This is a genomic window from Micavibrio aeruginosavorus (assembly GCF_051245535.1).
GTDB classification, from domain to species: Bacteria; Pseudomonadota; Alphaproteobacteria; order Micavibrionales; family Micavibrionaceae; genus Micavibrio; species Micavibrio aeruginosavorus_D.
In genome coordinates, this window is the sequence record NZ_CP195303.1 from 1,245,934 (window position 1) to 1,266,378 (window position 20,445).

The 20,445-nt window shown below is 56.2% G+C and carries 21 protein-coding genes; 9 read left to right on the top strand and 12 right to left on the bottom strand.

What is annotated here, in order from left to right; genetic code table 11:
• The first annotated feature begins 6 nt into the window (after nt 1-6).
• Together ACSC94_RS06010 and ACSC94_RS06015 are read left to right on the top strand one after the other, a co-directional pair.
• On the top strand, nt 7-1,275 hold the full coding sequence (locus tag ACSC94_RS06010) for an FAD-dependent monooxygenase (RefSeq protein WP_435639943.1): 1,269 nt from the start codon (nt 7-9) through the stop codon (nt 1,273-1,275).
• 52 nt (nt 1,276-1,327) lie between these two features.
• Nucleotides 1,328-1,600 carry a hypothetical protein gene (locus tag ACSC94_RS06015; RefSeq protein ID WP_435639944.1) on the top strand — a complete coding sequence of 91 codons (273 nt, stop codon included), beginning with the start codon at nt 1,328-1,330 and terminating at the stop codon, nt 1,598-1,600.
• 49 nt (nt 1,601-1,649) lie between these two features.
• Here ACSC94_RS06015 and ACSC94_RS06020 read toward each other — a convergent pair whose 3' ends face one another.
• Nucleotides 1,650-2,564, bottom strand: a complete 915-nt coding sequence (locus ACSC94_RS06020) for a ComF family protein (protein ID WP_435639945.1) — start codon at nt 2,562-2,564, stop codon at nt 1,650-1,652.
• On the opposite strand from ACSC94_RS06020, the gene ACSC94_RS06025 reads away from it, so the two are divergent.
• Together ACSC94_RS06025 and ACSC94_RS06030 are read left to right on the top strand one after the other, a co-directional pair.
• Nucleotides 2,540-5,134 carry a class I SAM-dependent methyltransferase gene (locus ACSC94_RS06025; protein ID WP_435639946.1) on the top strand — a complete coding sequence of 865 codons (2,595 nt, stop codon included), beginning with the start codon at nt 2,540-2,542 and terminating at the stop codon, nt 5,132-5,134. The genes ACSC94_RS06020 and ACSC94_RS06025 overlap by 25 nt on opposite strands.
• A gap of 2 nt (nt 5,135-5,136) precedes the next feature.
• Entirely contained in the window at nt 5,137-6,072 is a 936-nt protein-coding gene (locus ACSC94_RS06030; protein WP_435639947.1) for a methyltransferase domain-containing protein, read from the top strand.
• 23 nt (nt 6,073-6,095) lie between these two features.
• On the opposite strand, the gene ACSC94_RS06035 is transcribed toward ACSC94_RS06030, so the two are convergent.
• The 3 genes from ACSC94_RS06035 to ACSC94_RS06045 form a co-directional block, all read right to left on the bottom strand.
• Complete coding sequence (locus tag ACSC94_RS06035) at nt 6,096-6,533, bottom strand: hypothetical protein (protein ID WP_435639948.1); 438 nt, start codon at nt 6,531-6,533, stop codon at nt 6,096-6,098.
• A gap of 219 nt (nt 6,534-6,752) precedes the next feature.
• Entirely contained in the window at nt 6,753-7,799 is a 1,047-nt protein-coding gene (locus ACSC94_RS06040) for a GMP reductase (protein WP_435639949.1), read from the bottom strand.
• Between the two features lie 34 nt (nt 7,800-7,833).
• Nucleotides 7,834-8,019 carry a DUF1192 domain-containing protein gene (locus ACSC94_RS06045; protein WP_435639950.1) on the bottom strand — a complete coding sequence of 62 codons (186 nt, stop codon included), beginning with the start codon at nt 8,017-8,019 and terminating at the stop codon, nt 7,834-7,836.
• A 72-nt stretch (nt 8,020-8,091) separates the two neighbouring features.
• On the opposite strand from ACSC94_RS06045, the gene ACSC94_RS06050 reads away from it, so the two are divergent.
• The 3 genes from ACSC94_RS06050 to ACSC94_RS06060 all read left to right on the top strand — a co-directional run bounded on the left by ACSC94_RS06050 (nt 8,092) and on the right by ACSC94_RS06060 (nt 10,604).
• A complete protein-coding gene (locus tag ACSC94_RS06050) occupies nt 8,092-9,069 on the top strand; it encodes an NAD(P)H-quinone oxidoreductase (protein WP_435639951.1) in 978 nt (325 codons plus the stop codon).
• A 53-nt stretch (nt 9,070-9,122) separates the two neighbouring features.
• A complete protein-coding gene (locus ACSC94_RS06055) occupies nt 9,123-9,761 on the top strand; it encodes a hypothetical protein (protein WP_435639952.1) in 639 nt (212 codons plus the stop codon).
• Nucleotides 9,762-9,914: 153 nt separating this feature from the next.
• Complete coding sequence (locus tag ACSC94_RS06060) at nt 9,915-10,604, top strand: cell cycle transcriptional regulator TrcR (protein WP_435639953.1); 690 nt, start codon at nt 9,915-9,917, stop codon at nt 10,602-10,604.
• Nucleotides 10,605-10,677: 73 nt separating this feature from the next.
• Here ACSC94_RS06060 and ACSC94_RS06065 read toward each other — a convergent pair whose 3' ends face one another.
• From ACSC94_RS06065 to petA, 8 genes are all read right to left on the bottom strand, one after another.
• Nucleotides 10,678-10,872: a YdcH family protein gene (locus tag ACSC94_RS06065; RefSeq protein ID WP_435639954.1), complete on the bottom strand. Its 195-nt coding sequence runs from the start codon at nt 10,870-10,872 to the stop codon at nt 10,678-10,680.
• A 539-nt stretch (nt 10,873-11,411) separates the two neighbouring features.
• Nucleotides 11,412-12,959 carry an L-piperidine-6-carboxylate dehydrogenase gene (gene amaB, locus ACSC94_RS06070; protein WP_435639955.1) on the bottom strand — a complete coding sequence of 516 codons (1,548 nt, stop codon included), beginning with the start codon at nt 12,957-12,959 and terminating at the stop codon, nt 11,412-11,414.
• 51 nt (nt 12,960-13,010) lie between these two features.
• Nucleotides 13,011-14,765, bottom strand: a complete 1,755-nt coding sequence (locus tag ACSC94_RS06075; protein ID WP_435639956.1) for a Na/Pi cotransporter family protein — start codon at nt 14,763-14,765, stop codon at nt 13,011-13,013.
• 215 nt (nt 14,766-14,980) lie between these two features.
• Nucleotides 14,981-15,532 carry a DUF924 family protein gene (locus tag ACSC94_RS06080; protein WP_435639957.1) on the bottom strand — a complete coding sequence of 184 codons (552 nt, stop codon included), beginning with the start codon at nt 15,530-15,532 and terminating at the stop codon, nt 14,981-14,983.
• Between the two features lie 42 nt (nt 15,533-15,574).
• The gene (locus ACSC94_RS06085; protein ID WP_435639958.1) at nt 15,575-15,754 is read right to left on the bottom strand and encodes a hypothetical protein; all 180 of its coding nucleotides are present in this window, start codon (nt 15,752-15,754) and stop codon (nt 15,575-15,577) included.
• Nucleotides 15,755-16,001: 247 nt separating this feature from the next.
• Complete coding sequence (locus tag ACSC94_RS06090; RefSeq protein WP_435639959.1) at nt 16,002-16,862, bottom strand: cytochrome c1; 861 nt, start codon at nt 16,860-16,862, stop codon at nt 16,002-16,004.
• A gap of 18 nt (nt 16,863-16,880) precedes the next feature.
• Nucleotides 16,881-18,152, bottom strand: a complete 1,272-nt coding sequence (locus ACSC94_RS06095) for a cytochrome b (protein ID WP_435639960.1) — start codon at nt 18,150-18,152, stop codon at nt 16,881-16,883.
• Between the two features lie 30 nt (nt 18,153-18,182).
• On the bottom strand, nt 18,183-18,740 hold the full coding sequence (gene petA / locus ACSC94_RS06100) for a ubiquinol-cytochrome c reductase iron-sulfur subunit (RefSeq protein ID WP_435639961.1): 558 nt from the start codon (nt 18,738-18,740) through the stop codon (nt 18,183-18,185).
• A 154-nt stretch (nt 18,741-18,894) separates the two neighbouring features.
• Here petA and ACSC94_RS06105 point away from each other — a divergent pair, with 154 nt between their 5' ends.
• Nucleotides 18,895-19,350: a tRNA (cytidine(34)-2'-O)-methyltransferase gene (locus tag ACSC94_RS06105; RefSeq protein ID WP_435639962.1), complete on the top strand. Its 456-nt coding sequence runs from the start codon at nt 18,895-18,897 to the stop codon at nt 19,348-19,350.
• Between the two features lie 152 nt (nt 19,351-19,502).
• On the top strand, nt 19,503-20,432 hold the full coding sequence (gene hemF / locus ACSC94_RS06110; protein WP_435642156.1) for an oxygen-dependent coproporphyrinogen oxidase: 930 nt from the start codon (nt 19,503-19,505) through the stop codon (nt 20,430-20,432).
• The last annotated feature ends 13 nt before the right edge of the window (nt 20,433-20,445 follow it).

The following is a 20,445-nucleotide window of genomic DNA, read 5'->3' on the forward strand; positions in this document are numbered from 1 at the left end:
ACCATCATGACAACAAAACGACAAGCCCCAATAAAATCAAAAGCCTTTGATGTTGTTATCAGTGGCGCCGGGGTTCCGGGGCTGGCGCTGGCCGCCCTTTTGGGCCGGGCCGGGCTGAATGTGGCCATCATCGACCCCGCCCCCATCCCCGCGCCGGATGATGTCACGGACAACGCCCGCACCGCCGCCCTGATGCACGCCTCCGTCAACGTCCTGCGCGCAACCGGGGTTTGGGATGATGTCGCCCGCTATGGCGCGGCGCTGGAAACATTGCGGATTGTTGAGGACAGTCCAGGGGGAAAAGGCGCAAAGAAAGACCGCGCCGTCACCGTCGATTTCCACGCCTCCGACATCGACCTGCCGTGGTTTGGCATCAATATGCCGAATGATCGTTTGCGGGCCGCGTTGGGCGTTGCGTGCGACGACATTCAAAACATCACGTTCTTCATCCCCACCCGTGTCACCGATTACGACGCGGATGATACGGGGGTCAGCATCACGCTGAATGATAAAACGCAACTACGCGCCCGCCTGTTGATCGGGGCGGATGGGCGCAATTCGAATATCCGCACAATCGCGGGTATTGAATGCGATGAATTTGATCCGGGGCAAAGCGCCATCACCTGCTTGGTGCAACACACGCGTCCGCACGGTCATGTCTCCACCGAACATCACCGCCCCGGCGGTCCCTTTACCACCGTCCCCCTGCCCGGCGCGCATCATTCCAGTATTGTCTGGGTTGAATATGCGGACGATGCCGACGCGTTCATGCGGATGCGGAAAGGCGAATTTCAACAAGCGTTGCAGGACCGCGCCGGCTCCGCCCTCGGTACCGTGACACTGGACAGCGACCCGACCTGCTGGCCCCTCAAAATCATGCGCGCGCAGAAACTGACCGCGCCGCGCATGGCCCTGATGGCCGAGGCCGCCCACGTCCTGCACCCGATGGGCGCCCAAGGCCTGAACCTCAGCCTGCGTGATTGCGCCGTTCTGGCCGAAGTGATTGTCGATGCCGCGCGCGTCGGGATCGACATCGGATCGCGCAGCGTTCTGGACACCTACGAATCCCGCCGCCGCCCCGACATCATGACCCGCGTTGCCGCAACAACCGGCCTGAACAAAATGGTCAGCAATGATTTTTCCATCCTGCGATATTTACGCCGCGCCGGATTGAAAACGGTGGATAGCATTACACCACTGAAAAAATTTGCGATGAATGAAGGCGTGATGCCGGGGTATGACGATAGTCGACTGGCGCGTGGTGAAACATTGTAATAGCCTGTCATTAATAGAGGCGAATTTTTGTAGAGGTCACAAGATTTCTCAAATGATCGAGAGAGAAAAAACTGCAGCGTTACATGCAACAATACAGAAAATTTTACTAAACGAATGGGACCCAATAGGGATTAGAGATATCGCGGAAGCACAAGACGAGTACGACTCTTATGTGCCGGACATATGCGAAATGATCTCATCACAAAAAACTCAAAGCGAAATATTGGATTTTCTGTGGAACGTTGAAACTGAACACATGGGACTTTGTGGAAACAAAAAGAAATCAGAAAAAATCGCTGAGCGCTTGTTCAATCTTTCAGTATAATGTTTACAAGATTTTTCTGCTTATTTGCATCACTATATAGTTTTAAAAACTACTCCCTACTCACCCGTGCCACAGCCACCACGTCCACACGCGCCGCACCCGCATTCAGTAAGGTTTGCGCGCATTCGCGCACCGTTGCTCCGGTTGTAAACACATCGTCGATCAGAACAACATTTTTGCCGCGCACTGCATCCGCATGACGGGGATTGACCGTAAAGGCCCCCTTCACATTCTTCCGCCGTTCGGCGGCACGTTTATGCCCTTGGGATTCCGTTGCGCGGTGACGGATCAGCCCATCGGCCAGACAGGGCAAACCCGATGCCTTCGCCACACCATGCGCCAGCAAGGCCGCCTGATTATACCGCCGCCGCATCAACCGCCAGCGGTGCAAGGGCACAGGCACCAGCACATCGGCATCCGCCCACAATTCCGCCCCCGCCCGCATGATCCATGGCACCAAAACGGGAACGGCGTGCAGATGGTCGGCATGTTTGAATTTCAGAATGACGCCCCGGCTGGCATCGTCATACACCACCGCCGCCCGGGCCGCGGTAAAGGGCGGCGGATCATCCAGACACGCCGCGCATTGCAGGTCTTCCATCCCCTCGGACGTAAACGGAAACGGCATGCCGCAGGTCCGGCAAAAAGGCGGCGCGATAAAGGACAAACCCGCCCAAGCCCCCGGGTCCAATTGCCCCGGCGCGCCCACAATCGCCCCGCTTATGATGCAGCGCGGTGGAAAAATTGCATCCACAACCCGCCCCACCCCGTGGAGAATAGTGTTAATGCTCTGTTTTAAAACAGATATTTGCTCCACACCCTCTCCCTTTTCTGGCCCCGATATATGTTGCGAAAAACCGGACCCTTCCGGTATTATACGGAAACCCAAAAAGCCGGGTTTCCGGGCAAAAATGTAACGTCTAACCGTCGAAATTACAAATGGCAGGCGCGAAGAAACGCACATTGCGGGACGGCCACAAGAAAGCCCTCGGGCTGGACCAAGACGACTCCGTCCGCGCCACGCGCCAACAGCCCAAACCAAAAATTCCCGATTCCAATCCGTTGCAGGACCGCTACCAACGTCTGGCCCACCTGCCCGATGCCACGGTGCGCCGGGCCTGGTTCACGCTGGCCCACTTGATGGTCCAGCCGGGATCGACGATCCTCGATCTGGGCTGTGGTGGCGGCAAGCTCACCTACGCCATGGCGGTGCTGGCGCCGGATATGAAATTTATCGGCATGGATTCCGACACACGCGGCATTCAATCCGCGACCAAATCGTGGGACGCTCCCAATCTGGAATTCCGCGATGGCCCGATTGATAACCCCGCCGCCACAGGCATCGGCCCGGTGGATGCGATTATCAATTGCTTCACCCTGCATGAAATTTATTCGCGCAATGCGTTCCATGACCGCCCGGTTGTGCAGGCGCTGGAAAACCAGTTCGCGCTGCTGAAACCCGAAGGTCTCATGCTGATCCGCGATTACGCCAAACCGGACCCGGATGGCTACGTCCTGATGGAAATGCCGGACGTGCAAAGCACGGGCGCAGAATTGCACGAATTGTCCGAGGCCGATTTGCTCGTCTGGTTCTCCGAACATGCCAGCCCGAACGGCGACCCCGGTTGCGCCGGATTCTTCATCGAAGAATTGCCACCGCGTTTCCCGCGCACGCGCTTGTTCCGCCTGCCGCACAAATGGGCGTATGAATTCATCATGCGCAAAGATGATTTGAGCAGTTGGGACAGCAACCTGCTCAAGGAATTTACATTCTTCACGCAACGCGAATACCGCAAGGCTCTGCGCTCGCTCGGCGCGCGCGTGTATTACTCCGCGCCGCATTGGAACGACGAATATGTGAAGAGCCGGTTCGAAGGCCACTTCCGCCTGTATGGCGAAGATGGCAAACCGCTCGGCCCACCGCCGACCAGTTTTATCGCCGTTGCGCAAAAGGTTGGCGAACGCCGCTCCCTGCGCCTGCAGGAACGCCGCCCGTCATCGAAAACCGGATCATCCCTGCGCGTGCAGGCGATGCGGAATGACAATGATGGCCGTTTGGTCGATATCGTCACACGCGACATCAACATCACCGAAATTTTGCCCTATCGCGTCACCGAAAATGGCGAGCTGAACATTTTCGTTCATCACGGGGTTCCGCGCGGCATCGTGAATGCCGTTCCGCGGATGGGCCAAGATTTAGATGGCAAAAAATGGTCCGGTCACATGACCGAGGCGATTGCCGTTGAAACCGAAACCGTCACCCATATCGGCCCGGATGATGTGAAGGGCGCGGCGCTGTTCGCGCGCGATATGCTGGGCCTGAAACCCATGCCCAACCGCGTGATGGAAAAGGGCCCGGCCGTTTACCCCGCCCCCGACTACATCGATGAACGCATCGACACGCTGTATTTGGAAGTTGAAAGCGCCCGCGAAACGCTGGAACCCAAAGTCATCAATGATGATATTGCCGGGTTCCTCAGCCGTGGGAAAATCGTTGAAATCAGCGCGCAAAGCATCCTGAACGGCATCGCCGTCGGGATGATCCCGAACGCACGGATGGAAATTCAAATTCTGGCCCTGTACCAGCGTTTGGGGCTGAAGGCCGAAAGCTGGTCCGAATGCCCGCTGATTCTGGAAGAAGCCGATGTGCCCATCACCGATGTGCATGATCTGATGGCCAAGATGACCGAAACCGATGGCCGTTACCGCGCCACACGCGGCAGCGCCGGTCAATTGCGCCCGGTTCAATCCATCTTCGTGGATGAAGGCCAGATCAATGGCGGCGTGGCCGGCCTTGCCGCCCGCGACATGGATTTTATTATCTCCGACGACCAGACGGAAAACATCGCCATCGTGATGCCGCTGCTGCGCAGCCACTCGGGCGAGGTTCTGGCCGGATACACCACTGAATTCCTGCCCGTGCCGCAGCGGTACAAGGGCAACGGTCTGACCGTTACGGTGCCCAGCATCCCCCTGCCCCGCGATATTCGCAGCATGGATGATGCCCGCCACTACATTGCCGATTATATGAAGGTCAAACCGGAACACGTCGCACGCATGGGCGAAAGCTTCTTCTTGCACATGGGCCTGACCCCGCGCCGCGTCTATCCGTTCGTGATGTCCGGCCCGTTCGGCCAGACCAAAGGCCAGATTCACGGCACGACCAACTATTCTCCGCTGAAACAATTGTGGAAGCTGATGTACTGGGATAACTCCATGAGCTTTGCGAAGATCATGTCGAAATCTTACAAATCCCTCTGCGCGGACAGTGATTTGAGCCCCGTCTTCTCCTTTTCGAAGAAGATGGCCGAATCCTATGGCAAAAGCCCGATGTCGGCCCACGCCACCGATATGCGTGGCCTTGGCGGCGGAGCATCGACCAGTGGCGACAGCAGCGCCGCCGGTGGTGGCGACGCCCCGTCTGGCGCCCTGTTACAAGATCAACCGCAGAACAACGACACCACCCAGCAAAAACGGATGGAACGTCGTGAAAAAGCCCGCGATCAAAACGAAAAGAAACCGATCATAAAATAATCATGACGGTTGCATCATCCAAACCCATGAACGACATGGCGGTCTTTGACCGCGACCGCGTCCGCGCCAACCGCGACCGCGCCGCGTCTTTTATGATCAACGGGCATAACTTCCTGCATAACCATGCCATGGCCGTTCTGGCCGACCGGATTATGGATGTGAAACGCACATTCGATACCGTGATTCAAATTGGGGCCGGACCATCGATTGATGCGCTGGACGCCCCCATTCAAGCGGGCCGCATGGCATCCCCCTTTATCGCCGATTTATCAACGGAATTTTTGAACAACCATTCCGGCCCGCGCGTACAGATGGACGAGGAATTTTTGCCCTTCGCCCACGAAACGCTGGATCTGGTTCTCGCACCTCTGGGCCTGCACACGGTCAACGACCTGCCCGGCGCGTTGCTGCAAATCCGCAAAAGCCTGAAACCCGATGGTCTGTTTTTGGGCGCGTTGTTGGGCGGTGAAACATTGTATGAATTGCGTGCCTGCCTGCAGGATGCGGAAATGACCACGCGCGGCGGCATCAGCCCGCGCATCGCCCCCTTCGCCGACAAACCGCAAATGGGCGGGCTGCTTCAACGCGCGGGCTTTGCTCTGCCCGTTGTGGATTCCGAAATCATCACCGTGACCTATGCCGACATGTTCGCCCTGATGCGCGACATTCGCAAAATGGGCGAAGGTAACGCCATTGCCCGCCGCGATACACGCAACCCCGGCCGCGCCATGATGATGGAAGCCGCAAAATTATATGCCGAACGCTTTGCGGATGATGATGGCCGCATCCGCGCCAGCTTTGAAATCATCTATCTGATCGGCTGGGCCCCGCATGACAGCCAGCAAAAACCCCTGCGCCCCGGCAGTGCGAAGATCCGTCTGGCGGATGCGCTGTCGACAAAAGAAATCGGGGCTGGCGAACCAACCCCGACATCGTAATTTCATTGAACAGCAATCGACGATTATTCGTCGCCGCCTTCACGCGGCGGCATCGGCGCTGCGCCGCCACCACCTTGTTGTTGTGAACGGCGGCCCAATTGACGACGCGGAGCGCCTTGGCCACCGGGCTGCGCATTTCCGCCGCCTTGGTTATGCTGCGGGCGGTTGCCGCCACCTTGGTGACCTTCAACCATGTTACCGGCATTGTCGTCATCTTCCGGGCCATTGTCGCGGCGGCGGGATGAACGGTGCGGCGGGATCGGCAGCGGGCGTGACGCCATCTGGTCCCGTTCGCTGGTTGCGATTTCAATTTCCAGACGGGCGGCAATTTTGCGCAGTTCGTGGATCGCTTCCTGCAGCTTCTCACGCGCATCCAGATCTTTTTTGTTTCCGGCCCAGGTTTCATAAACCTTGATGCAAGTGTCTGCTGTATCGCGCAAGCGTTTGTCGATTTCGTCCATACCCTGAACTCCTAAATTGTCTGGGGAAAAAGGCCCGGGCGCATATGCCGGGGTCCTTGGAAAGATAAGGAACAATACCTGTCCCCACGTTAAATCGCAAGGGTTTCACCCTGCCGATTATCCCTGCCCGCCGCCGTCACCCCGGCGGAGGCCGGGGTCTTCGTCCATTATGGCTGGAAGATCCCGGCTTTCGCCGGGATGACGCCTAAAGTACGGGAATTAGCTTTGGCCAAAGATGTTGTTAATTTGCTGGCCCACACGGACAAAAGTCGTGCGTTTTGACAATTCCTTCAGCTTTGTCGCACCGACATAGGTGCAGGCCGAGCGGATGCCGCCCAGAATATCCTGCAACGACTCGGTCACGTCGCCACGATACGGAACGCGCACGGTCTTGCCTTCGCTGGCGCGATATTTGGCAACGCCGCCGACATGTTTCTTCATCGCGGTGTCGCTGCTCATGCCATAGAAGGTCACGAATCTTTGGCCGTCGTTATCAACAACGTCGCCTTCGCATTGATCATGCCCGGCCAGCATACCGCCCAGCATAACGAAGTCAGATCCCGCGCCAAACGCTTTGGCCAGATCGCCCGGAACCGTGCAGCCACCATCGCCGCACACCAGACCGCCCAGACCGTGCGCCGCATCGGCGCATTCGATAATGGCGGAGAGTTGCGGATACCCAACGCCGGTCATTTTACGCGTCGTGCAAACGCTGCCCGGGCCAATGCCGACCTTCACCACATCCGCACCGGACAGGATCAGTTCTTCGGTCATTTCACCGGTAACAACGTTGCCCGCCATGATGGTCGTGGTCGGCAGTTTTTCGCGCATGCGCTTGATAAAATCAACGAACGGCTGGGAATACCCGTTGGCCACATCAATGCACAAACGGTCCAGTTTCGCGCCCGCAGGGGTTTTCAGGAACGCTTCCAGCTTTTCCTGGTCCTTCTCGCTGACGCCGATGCTGTACCATGCGTTGGCGGATTCAGCCGTGCCGAAAAATTCAACCAGTTGATCCACCGCATAATGTTTATGCAAGGCCGCGGTCAGGCCATCGCCCTGCGCGTGGAATGCACGGGCCATCGCCATCGTGCCAACACCGTCCATGTTCGCGGCAATCACCGGAATGCCATGGAACGATTTCTTGCTCCATTTGAAATCATAATCGCGGCGAATATCAACATCGCGGCGGCTGGCCAAGGTGGAGCGTTTCGGACGGATCAAAACGTCTTTGAAATCCAGCTTAATGTCTTCTTCGATACGCATGATGTATTACCCTCTATCGTTACGCGCGGATTGTTCAGGATTTAAAAAAGGACGACGCGGCATCGCGCACAGCAACCTTGCGCTTGATTTCGCTTTCGGCCCGTTCAATTTCGGTTTGGAGATCGGAGATATAGGTGTGCAGCTCCTCGATCGAGAGGGGCTCCAGGTTCTTCTTCTGCGCGCCGGGTTTTTTCCGGGGCTCGAGATCATCATCAAACATGGTTCAAAACCGGGTGTTTCACCGTTAATATGGGCGTTCCGGTGGCACACCATAAGGCAAACAGGGACGCGAATGCAACAAAACATGAAAGCCGTGGAAATTCAGGGGTTTGGCACCCCCGACGTCCTGAAAATCGCCCCCCGTCCGGTCCCAAACCCGATTCAGGGGGAGGTTTTGATCCGCGTTCATGCCGCCGGGGTTAACCGCCCGGACCTGCTCCAGCGCATTGGAAAATACCCGCCCCCGCCGGGGGCCAGCGATATTCCGGGGCTGGAGGTCGCGGGCGAGATCGTTGAAAGCCACCACCCCGATTGGGGCGTGGGCGACCGGGTGTGCGCTCTGCTAGCCGGGGGCGGCTATGCCGAATATGCGGTCGTGCCCGGCGGGCAATGCCTGCCCGTTCCACACGGGCTGAATATGGTGCAGGCCGCCGCCCTGCCCGAAACAATGTTCACGGTGTGGAACAATGTTTTTGTACGCGGGCATTTAAAGGCGGGCGAAACATTGTTGGTCCACGGTGGATCATCCGGCATCGGCACCACCGCCATTCAAATGGCCAAAGCGTTAGGCGCACGCGTTGTTATCACTGCGGGCCATGACGATAAATGCGCCGCCTGTATCACACTGGGCGCGGATATCGCCATCAATTACAAGACGCAGGATTTCGTCACCGAAATTGCAAAAATCGGCGGCGTCGATGTCATCCTCGATATGGTCGGGGGCGATTACGTGCCGCGCAATTTGGAGTGCCTGAAACTGGATGGCCGCCATGTCAGCATCGCCAGCATGAACGGCGCAAAAGCCGAAATCGACATCCGCACCATCATGCAAAAGCGCATCATCATGACCGGGTCCACCCTGCGCCCGCGCAGTGTGGCGGAAAAATCCGCCCTCGCCCACGGCCTGCGCACCACCATCTGGCCCTTAATTGAAGCCGGAAAAATCACCCCGTTGATCCACGCCACCTTCCCGTTGGCTGACGCCGCCAAAGCCCATGAACTGTTGGAATCCGGGGATATGGCGGGCAAAATCGTCCTGACCGTCATTTAATTTTGACATAAAACAACCCCCTGCCGTATAAAAGCACCATGGATTTCAATGGTGTGAAAAACGTAGACAGCTTTGCCGCCCTGTCCGATGAACATTTCGGAGATGGCGTTCGCGCCGCGCGTTTTCCGCGCCAGATCTCCGGCGATTTTGAAAAAGTGGCGCGCAACCTGCTCAGCCAATCCAAATTTTCCCAGAGCCGCGACGTGCATCATTACACCGCCGATGAAGTTCGCCATTACGCGCAGGACCGCCTCAAACCATCATTGATGAACATGTTCCGCGTCAGTGCCGGTGAACGCACCGCACTGGACATCATGGTGCGTGATATCGATGATCTGGAACGCCACGGGTATGATTACTATCTGCTCCGCATCGTCGGCGAGTCCGGGTATGAGAACAAAGACATCACGACATTCCATTGCGACGGCAACCCCGCCGATCCGGAAACGCATCACCGTGTTATCCTGTCCTGTTACCACGGGCCCGTGACCGAGTTTATCGACAATGCGGACGCCATATATATGGGCAACAGCCTGTACCGCGCCAAGCCGGGTGCGACCATCCATCGTTTCAACAATGGCGATATCTGGACCCAATCCCCGGCGAATACCGCCCGGGCCGAGGCCTTCATTCACCGCGGTCCGCCCGTGAATACCCTGCGCATGCTGTTAACCGCCGCGCGGCCCATGTAGCATTGCAGTAATTATGTAAAAATATAAAAGCTGGCGATTCCCCCCGCCCTGCCTTATAGTCTTCGCTATTCCCGATAGCTTGAGATTTTAGCATCGAGAGTGGGCCTCTGAAACACGGGGTCGCGCTACAGGACCCCTTTTTGGAGATTTAAGATGGTTGAAAAACACGTTGTATCCGGCTTGCTGATGCCGAAGGCGACCGCCGTATGGATGATTGAAAACACCCTGCTGACCTTTGGCCAGATTGCCGATTTCACCGGTCTGCACGAAATTGAAATTCAGGCCCTGGCCGACGAAGAAGTGGGCCGCGGCATCGTTGGCCGTAACCCGGTCGAAAACCATGAGCTGACCCAGGATGAACTGGACAAAGCGACAGCGAATTCCGACTACCGCATGCGCATGGCCCGCACCGATCTGCCGACCGTGAAACTGCGCGCCAAGGGCCCGCGTTACACCCCGGTATCCAAACGCGCCGACAAGCCGGATGCGATTGCCTATATCCTGAAACACCACCCGGAAATCAGCGACGCGCAAATCTGCAAACTGGTTGGCACGACGAAGCCGACGATTGATGCCGTGCGCACCAGGTCCCACCCGAACAGCGCGAACCTGCGCCCGCGTCACCCGGTTGATCTGGGCCTGTGCACCTATGCCGAACTGGAAGGCGCTTTGAAAAAAGGCCTGAAAGCCGCCGGTAAAGACGTCGGTGAAATCGAAGCCCAGAAACAGAAAATGTACGAAAGCCAAGAAAAAGACGAAAGCGCGGACAATTCATCCGGCTTCGACTTCTCCAACTTCGTCAGCAAGACGGGCACGGGTACGGATAACAATTCCGGCGAATAATCTTTATCGCCCCCCAAATATAAAAAAGCCCGCCAGAACCGGCGGGCTTTTTCTTTCATTCGGATGAGCGTTGTCAGGACGCTTGCCTCAGCTCTTCCATCTCATCCTTCAATCTCAGTTTTTCCATCTTTAACCGCCTCGCCTCGGTATCGGTGAAGGCCGGGTGCTTATTCGCCTCATCCAGCCTGCGACAAATCTGCGCGTGGCGGGTTTGTAAAGATTCCAAACGGCTTTTCATTGCACCGGACAATTCACGTTCTTGAGACATGCATCAAACTCCCTCTTTCAACATCTATGACATCTATTCGCACACCAAACGATCTAGGGTTTTTCAGACCCCTGACCAAGCTGTACTTACGGGCCATCCCCCGGCCCGAGCCCCGCCTATCCCTTTTGCAACAGGTAAAGAAAACCCCCGGGCCAATCGCCATGCCGCGAAACCACCCGGGGGAATTCGTCTTTATCCGTTTTCAAGAATAACCAGAGCCATAAGATTCAGTATCGCATTGCCGCATTAAAAAACGTTTAAGCGCGCAAGCATTTGTATTTCCCATTGAAACATCACATAAAAAAATCAACCAGTCCCCATTTCTGGGGCACTGGTTGAGCAGGTGTTTGTGTGTGAGGAGGAACAAGATATTCCCAGTTCTTATCCTACACCGAGCCTCGTTAACGCCCGTTAAACTTTAGATAAAATTTGATGTATCTCCCCGTCCGTCATTCCCGCGAAGGCGGGAATGACGGTATAAAAAAAGAGCCCGCATAACCGGACTCTTTTTTATTTTTGTTTCTTTATCGCGGATGATCTTACAGATCAAACACAACACCCTGCGCCAACGGCAATGCGCTAGAGTAATTCACCGTTTGCGTTTGTCGGCGCATATAGGTTTTCCACGCATCGGATCCGCTTTCGCGCCCGCCGCCTGTTTCTTTTTCACCACCGAACGCACCGCCAATTTCCGCACCGCTCGGCCCGATATTGACGTTGGCAATGCCGCAATCACTGCCCGCAGCGGACAGGAAGCTTTCAGCTTCGCGCACATCCATCGTGAAGATGCAAGACGACAGACCTTGCGGTACGCCGTTTTGCAATGCGACCGCATCCTTCATGTCTTTATACGTCATGACATACAGGATCGGTGCGAAGGTTTCTTGTTTCACCACGTCACTCTGCCCCGGCATGGACACCAGAGCCGGACGCACGTAATAGCTGCCGCCCATGATGCCATCGCTGACGCGATCGCCACCAACCAGAACCTTGCCACCCTGCGCGCTTGCATTTTTCAATGCGGCCTGCATGGCGTTGAACGAGGATTCGTCGATCAGCGGACCAACCAGCGTTCCGGTTTCCAGCGGGTTACCCACGCGCAGAGAGCCATAGGCCTTGGTCAAGGATTCCAGCAAGCGATCACGCACGCTTTCATGCACGATCAAACGACGCAGGGACGTGCAACGCTGCCCGGCCGTACCCACGGCCCCGAACAGAATGGCCCGAATGGCCATATCCAAATCGGCGCTTGGCGCCACGATCATCGCATTGTTACCGCCCAGTTCCAGCAAAGATCGGCCCAGACGTTTTGCAACAATCTCCGCCACGGCACGGCCCATCGGCACACTGCCCGTTGCGCTGACCAGTGGCACATCATGATGATCGACCAAAGCCTGGCCCACATCACGGCCACCAATTAACACCTGATTCAAACCATCGGGAATGGTATGGCCCGCCGCGCGGAAGGCCTTCACCGCCCGGTCAAACACGGCCTGACACGCAATCGCGGTCAGCGGTGTTTTTTCCGACGGCTTCCAGATCACCGGATCGCCACAGACAAAGGCCAGCGCCGCATTCCATGCCCATACGGCCACGGGGAAGTTGAACGCCGTAATCACACCAACGGTGCCCAGCGGGTGCCAGGTTTCACGCATATGGTGGCCCGGGCGTTCGGATTGAATAGTCAGGCCATAAAGCTGGCGGGACAGACCGACGGCGAAATCGCAAATGTCGATCATCTCCTGCACTTCGCCCAGCCCTTCGGACAGGATCTTGCCGCACTCCAGTGTAACCAGACGACCCAGATCATCCTTCACGGTGCGCAATTCCATACCCAGCAAGCGCACAAATTCGCCGCGCACGGGGGCCGGAACGGTTTTCCATTGTTCAAAGGCCGTTTGTGAAACCTTGATGGCCTTTTCCACATCGGATGTTTTGTGCTGGGGCACCATGCCGATCACGGCCCCATCCACCGGCGAGCAAACCTTCAGGTCGCCGCCATTAAAAGCTTTCTCGGCAACGCCCAACGCGGACAAAATCCGCGCCACTTCGGCTTTGCTGTCATTGATTTGTGTAACATTTCGCATGGCATCCCCCATGATGATCTCCCCTGTTTTTAGTTATTATAGAACGATTATTTAAATGCCCCACTCAACGGCCCGGTTCGGATTATCCAGATCGCCCTCAGACGCGCTGGATTGATCACGCTCGACCAGAGCCTGCGCTTTTGCAATCTTGTCCTTTTCCGGACGCAAACGGCTGGTCCGCAACTGGCCCTTTTGCTCCAGCAACGGATAGGCCACGGTGCACATATAGCTGTTCACACGGCGATAATCGCGGATGATGTCCAAATGCATGCTGGATGTCGCAATCGTTTCCGGCACAGCATCGCGCAGGCGATCAATGTGCGCGGTCATGGCTTCTTGTTCAGCCTTGCGGAGGACTTCTTTGCCCTCAACCATTTTCCGGGCCAGGCGGATATCGCCAGACACGAAGACGGTCTGCGCCAGACGAATGCTTTCCAGCACCAGATTGTGGATATGCTCGATCTCTCCCAAGCCCTCTTGCGAGAAACTTTTCTGCGCGCGGATTTTTTTCAGCGCCATCGGCATGATGTTTTTATCAATCACATCACCCGCATGTTCCAGGTTGGTAGAGAAGGTCAGCGTTTGCACATAACGGGACGCTTCATCCGGGTCCATCGCGCTCTGGCTCAGCCGCGCCATATAGGCCTTGATCGATTTGTAAATATCATCGACCACGTTGTCCTGTTCCTTGATCCGATTGACCAAGGCTTCGTTGTTCCCTTTCAGGCTGCGGAACGTATCTTCCATCATCTTTTCAAGGATGTCAGCCATACGCAGCGTTTCACGGGCGGCGGATGCCAGCGCAATCGTCGGCGTATCCATGGATTTTGTATCCAGATAACGCGGGCGGCCCGGATCATCTTCCACCGGGCGGTCCGGCATCAGTTTATACGCGGCCTTCGCCACCAATCCGGTAAACGGAATGAAAACGATCGCCAGCGCCACGTTAAACGCCATGTGGAAATTCACCACGGCACGGGATGGATCATCCCCCAGCAGCGCCACGTTTTTCATGACCAGCCCCATGAGCGGCATAAAAGCAATCACGCCCACCAGACGCATCAACAGGTTCCCAACCGGAACGCGCGCGGCCTCTGGCCCCTCGCGCATCGTGGCAACCAGCGGCGCAATGGTGCCGCCCAGGTTTACGCCCAGCACCATCATCAAGGCCAGTTCTTGCGGCAAAACACCGCTGGCCACGAACGACACCAGCAACAACACAATCGCCAATGACGAGTGCGCCATCCATGTCAGCAAGGCCGCAACGACGACCGACAAAATCGGATCGGTTTCCAACGCCGTCAGAACGACGCGCAATGTTTCCGAATGCTGCATCGGGCCCGATGCGACCTTGATCGCGCCCAGCGCGAACAGCATCATGCCCAGACCCAGCAGCAATTTGCCGATATGCTGGCCTTTGCCCGTATCTTCGAAAATGGTGTAAATGATGTAACCCGTCAGCATCAGCAACGGCGCAAACCATGACAGGTCGAACGACAGCAACTGGGCCACGACGGTCGTGCCCACATCCGCGCCCAGCATCACAGCCAGACCCGCCGCCACGGTAATCAAACCCCGGCTGGCGAAGGAGGCAATAATCATCGCCGTCGCGGTCGAGCTTTGCAGCAGCGCGGTTACGCCAATCCCGGACAGGAAGCTGAGGAAACGGTTGCCCGTGCTGGCCGAAACCACTTTGCGCAAATTCGCACCAAAGGCCCGGGTAATCCCCATCCGCACCATGCGCAGGCCCCACAGCAGGAGGCACACACCGCCAATAATATTAATAAGCACCAACGTCGGGGTCATAATCCGCCTTAATTCACGCAAGAGGGGTCAAAATATGCAAAGATTGCACAGGATGGACGATAATCCATCGCAAGAACGGCGATTTTATGGCTTTAAGGCTGCTTTTTATAAGCGCCGTTCCGAACCGGAGATATTAGGGCGGAATAACGCCCTGCGCAAGGAATGGACAAGATGCAGCACAGCAATCCGCACAAAATCGTTATGCAAAACCAATCTTAAAACCCCGCCCCCGGCTGGGACAGGTAGATCAGCTCTTCCGCCGTATTGTCTCGCCCTAAAACCGCATTGCGGTGGGGAAAGCGCCCGAAACGTTCGATCACATCACGGTGGCGCAATGCGTATTCATAGCCCAACGGGTCATCGTCCCGCATCGTCGCGAATAATTCCACGGCCCGGTTCTGATCATCCATGGCTTCGCTGTGTTCGAACGGCAGATAGACAAAGCGGCGTTTGATCACGGGCAGGATCTGGTCAAAACCGCGGATGATCCCCAGCCGCGCCGTCTTCAGCGCCTTCTCATCCGTGGCAAAGGCTTCGGCACTGTCGCGAAACATATTGCGGGGAAATTGATCCAGCACCAGACACAGCGCCAGACATCCGTCCGCATCACTGGCCCAATGATCACACACACCATCGCGCGCCATCGTATAGGTCAGGCGGAAACGCTCACGAATGGATTGATCAAAATCGGGATTTTTCTGGAACCATTGCACGGGCTCCGTCTCGGAAAACCAGAAATGCAGAATATCCTGTTTGGTATCGCGCATAAAAACCCCAAAAGCACCGGAGCATCATACCCCGGTAATCTATTATTTTTTGGGGGCCGGCTCACCCGCAGAAAGACTGGCAATCGCCTTCTTCTCCATCCGCGCCGCCACCCATGACAGAACGATGGCAGGCAGGAACGGGATAATCAACATCAAAACCACACTGGGCTGGGTCATGGTTGAGAAGAAGCTGCCTTCGAAGTTGCTCAGATACAGGCTCACGAAGATGAATACCCCCGTCAACGCAAAGATTAACGCGAACAACCTGTAAAGGCGTGCTTTGGCGAGGGTGACTTTTGCTTGCATAGGGCCGTTTCACTAGAGTTCAGAGATATTTCGTATTTTACTAATATACCAGATAAATATTAACATTTCATGCCACTTTTAACAATTGGATCAGCTACCTGAAGACAAAAAGGGCGGAAGCCTGCGCCCCCGCCCTTTAAAAATTTTCGTTGAGAATCAAGTCTTAGTGCAGAGAAGACCAGATTTTGCGTTTTACGGCATAAGCCACACCGGTAAAGACCAGCAGGAACAGGAAGGCTTTCAAGCCCGTTTGCTTGCGCACTTCCATTTTCGGCTCAGCCGCCCACTCCAGGAAGTGGGATACGTCCTTGGCATACTGATCAACAGTTTGCGGGGTGTTTGTATCTTCATACGCCACCTGCCCATCGATCAGCGGGGCCGGCATAGCAATGACGTTACCAGACATGTACTTGTTCCAGTGCTGACCCGGCAGCAATTCTTTACCCGCCGGAGCCTGCGTATAGCCCGTCAGAAGGGCGTGGATATAATCCGGGCCCCCTTTACGCGCTTTGGCGACCAAAGACAGGTCCGCCGGCAACGCGCCATTGTTCACGGATTTCGCCGCATTTTCGTTCGGGTACGGGTTTTTGAAACGATCGCTCGGGCGGCCCGCGCGTTCAAACATTTCGCCGTCTTCGTTCGGCCCGTCGGTGATCATGTAAGACGCGGCAATGGCCTTGATCTCACCTTCACTGTATCCCAGCGCGGCCAGATCGCGGTAAGACAGGCGATCCATCCCGTGGCACGCCGAGCAAACTTCGCGATACACTTGGAAACCGCGTTGCAGGGATGCCCGGTCATAGGTGCCAAAAATCCCGTTTGACGACCAATCCACTTTCGGCAGATCAACGTGACCATGGCCACCGCCCTCTTCCGCATGGTCTTCACCAGCGGGAGCAGCTGCATGCTCTTCCGTTGCGGCAGCGTCGGCGGCCGGAGCGGTTTCAGTTTCAGCCAAGGCCGGAACCGATACACTCATCATCAATGCCGCGAAACCGGCCAGAATAAAAGTTTTACGCATCATAATTCTCTCTCCAGCCTTTTAGTGGGACTGTTTCGCCAAGACGGCTTCGTTAATGCTGTTCGGCAGATCTTCCGCCACTTCCTTCCGTGACAACCACGGCAGAATGGCCAGGAAGAACGCGAAGTAATACGCCGTGCAGAGCTGACCCAGAATAACCCAGATGCCTTCCGGCGGCTTCGCGCCGACATAGCCCAGAACGATGAAGGACACGATCAGCAGGATCAGGAACTTCCGATACAGCGGACGGAAACGAGCGCTGCGCACCGGATGGGAATCCAGCCACGGCAGAACGAACAGAACCGCAATCGCCCCGAACATCGCAATCACACCACCCAGCTTCGCCTCGATAAAGACGATGTCGGTGAACGGAATGCCAATATCAAACGTGATCGCGCGCAGGATTGCGTAGAACGGCAGGAAGTACCATTCCGGAACAATGTGCGCCGGTGTTTGCATCGGGTTGAACGGAATGTAGTGATCCGGGTGCGCCAGCAGGTTCGGTGCAAAGAACGTCACACCAACATACAGCAACAGGAACACGCCCAGACCAAACGTATCTTTCGATGTGTAATACGGATGGAACGGAATGGTGTCCTGCGGACCTTTCACATCGATACCCAGCGGGTTGTTCGAACCCGTGATGTGCAAAGCCCAGACGTGAATACCAACAACCGCGAAAATCACGAACGGCAGCAGGTAGTGCAGAGCAAAGAAACGGTTCAGGGTCGGGTTATCAACCGTGAAACCACCCAGCAGCAGCGTGTGGATAGAGTCGCCAACCAGCGGAATGGCGGTGAACAGACCGGAAATAACGGTCGCGCCCCAACCACCCATCTGTGACCACGGCAGGGTGTAACCCATAAACGCCGTCGCCATCATCAGCAGGAAGATTATAACGCCAAGGATCCACAGCAGCTCGCGCGGCTTTTTATAGGACCCGTAATACATGCCACGGAAAATGTGAATGTAAACGGCGATGAAGAAGAAGGATGCACCATTCATGTGCAGGTAGCGCAACATCCAGCCCCAGTTCACGTCACGCATAATGCGCTCGACGCTGCTGAACGCCAGATCTTCGTGCGGGGTGTATTGCATGGCCAGGAAAATCCCGGTCAGGATCATGGTGACCAGCATCACCATGGCAATCGCGCCAAAGTTCCAGAAATAGTTGAAGTTCTTCGGTGTCGGGAAAACGCCGTATTCCTTGTTCATGATCGTGAAGATCGGAAGACGGGAATCAACCCACTCAATAACCGGATTTTTAAACGGGGCGCGGTGTCCGCTGGCCATGATGTTTACTCCATGCTCTCTTGTAAATTATTAACCGATGCGAACCAGGCTGTCGGACAGGAATGTATATTCCGGGACAACCATGTTCTTCGGTGCAGGACCCTTACGAATACGACCCGACTGGTCATAGTGCGAACCGTGGCACGGGCAGAACCATCCGCCGAAATCACCATGCGGGTCGGTTTTCTTCTGGCCCAGCGGCACGCAACCAAGGTGCGTGCAGATACCAACGATCACCAACCATTCCGGTTTCGTCGCGCGCTCTTCATCCGTTTGCGGATCGCGCAAGGATGACACGTCAACAGCGCGGGATGCTTCGATCTCTTCCGCCGTACGATGGCGAATAAAGACCGGCGTACCACGCCATGTCACGGTGATGGACTGGCCCACATCAACCGGGGACAAATCCACTTCCGTGCTGGCCATGGCCAGCGTATCGGCGGCGGGGTTCATCGAGTCGATAAACGGCCAGGCAAAAACCCCCGCCCCCACCGCGCCGAATGCTCCGGCGGTCAGGAACAGGAAGTCGCGGCGTGTGCCGCCTTTTGAATCTTTATCTGAAGGATGCGTCGCGCTGTGTGTACTCATGGCCTACGGGTCCGAAAATTGATGGGTCTAGACGTCTTTTCTTGAATAGTTTCAATCGTGAAACCACCCAGCGATTTACCTTTTATAACGGCCGGATGCAAGCCCCCTTACGCGCCCTCTGGACGGTTATACGAACTTCCCCTTATATAAGGTCATGATCCGGATCGCCCTGTACCAACCCGATATCCCCCAAAACACCGGGGCCATGATGCGCCTGGCCGCCTGTATGGGGGTTGGGCTGGATGTCATTGAACCCACCGCATTCCCTTGGGATGAGCGGAAAATCCGCCGTGGCGCGCTGGATTATATCGACCATATCGACCTGACCCGGCATGGGGACTGGACCGCCTTTTTAAAGCATTATGAAAACCAAAACCGCCGGATCGTACTGATGACCACCAAGGGCGCCATCCCCTACACCGCCCACGAATTTCGCGCCGATGACATCTTATTGGCCGGATCGGAAAGCTCTGGCGTGCCCGACCACGTCCACGATGCCGCCGATTCCCGAATCATCATCCCCATGCGCCCGGGATTGCGCTCCCTGAACGTGGTCAATGCGACATCGATGATCTTGGGCGAAGCGTTGCGGCAGACCGGGCAAATATAAAGCCCTCCTCTTCTATATTGTCATCCCGACAGAGCGAAGCGACGAGGGATCCCCTCTTCTTCGCACAAGAGGAGATCCCTCACATACGTTCGGGATGACAGATTGAGAGTCACCTTGAAATCCTTAGCGCGCGGGCGTAGGTTTTGGGCATGATGAAAACAGCCTCCGCCACACCAGAATCCGCCCCCCAGATCGAACAGCGCAAGGCCACCGCCGCCGCGTGGTTTGAAAATTTGCGCGACAATATTTGCGCCGCATTTGAATCGATCGAAGATGATTGCGCTTTCCCCGATGCCAACCGCGCACCGGGCCGGTTTGAACGCAAGCCATGGGACCGCATGAACGAAGACGGCACACCCGGCGGACGCGGTGAAATGTCGATCATGCGTGGCCGCGTGTTTGAAAAAGTCGGCGTGAATATTTCCACCGTGCATGGTCATTTCTCGGAACAATTCCGGGCCCAGATTCCGGGGGCCGCCGGGAATGATGGCGCGTTCTGGGCCAGCGGCATTTCGCTGGTCGCGCATATGCAGAACCCGCATGTGCCCGCCGTGCATATGAACACCCGCATGATCGTTACATCGAAAAGCTGGTTCGGCGGTGGCGCCGATTTGACACCGATGTTTTTTGAAAACCACGCCGCCGATGGCGCAGATTTTCATGCGGCGTTCAAAACCTGCTGTGACAAACACGATCCGGCGTACTACCCGAAATTCAAGGAATGGTGCGACGAATATTTCTTCCTGCCCCACCGCAATGAATCGCGGGGGTTGGGTGGCATCTTCTATGACTATCTGAACAGCGGCACGGTGGACGGCAACATCATTCGCGATTCATGGGAGGAAGATTTTTCCTTCACCCGCGATGTGGGGCAGACCTTCCTGTCCATTTACCCACAAATCGTCCGCCGCCACATGAACACCCCATGGACCGCCGCCGACCGCGAACACCAACGCATGCGCCGCGGCCGTTACGTGGAATTCAATTTGCTGTATGATCGCGGAACACAATTCGGGCTGAAAACCAATGGCAATACCGAGGCCATTTTGATGTCCCTGCCCCCGGAGGTAACTTGGCCATAATTGAGAGCCATAC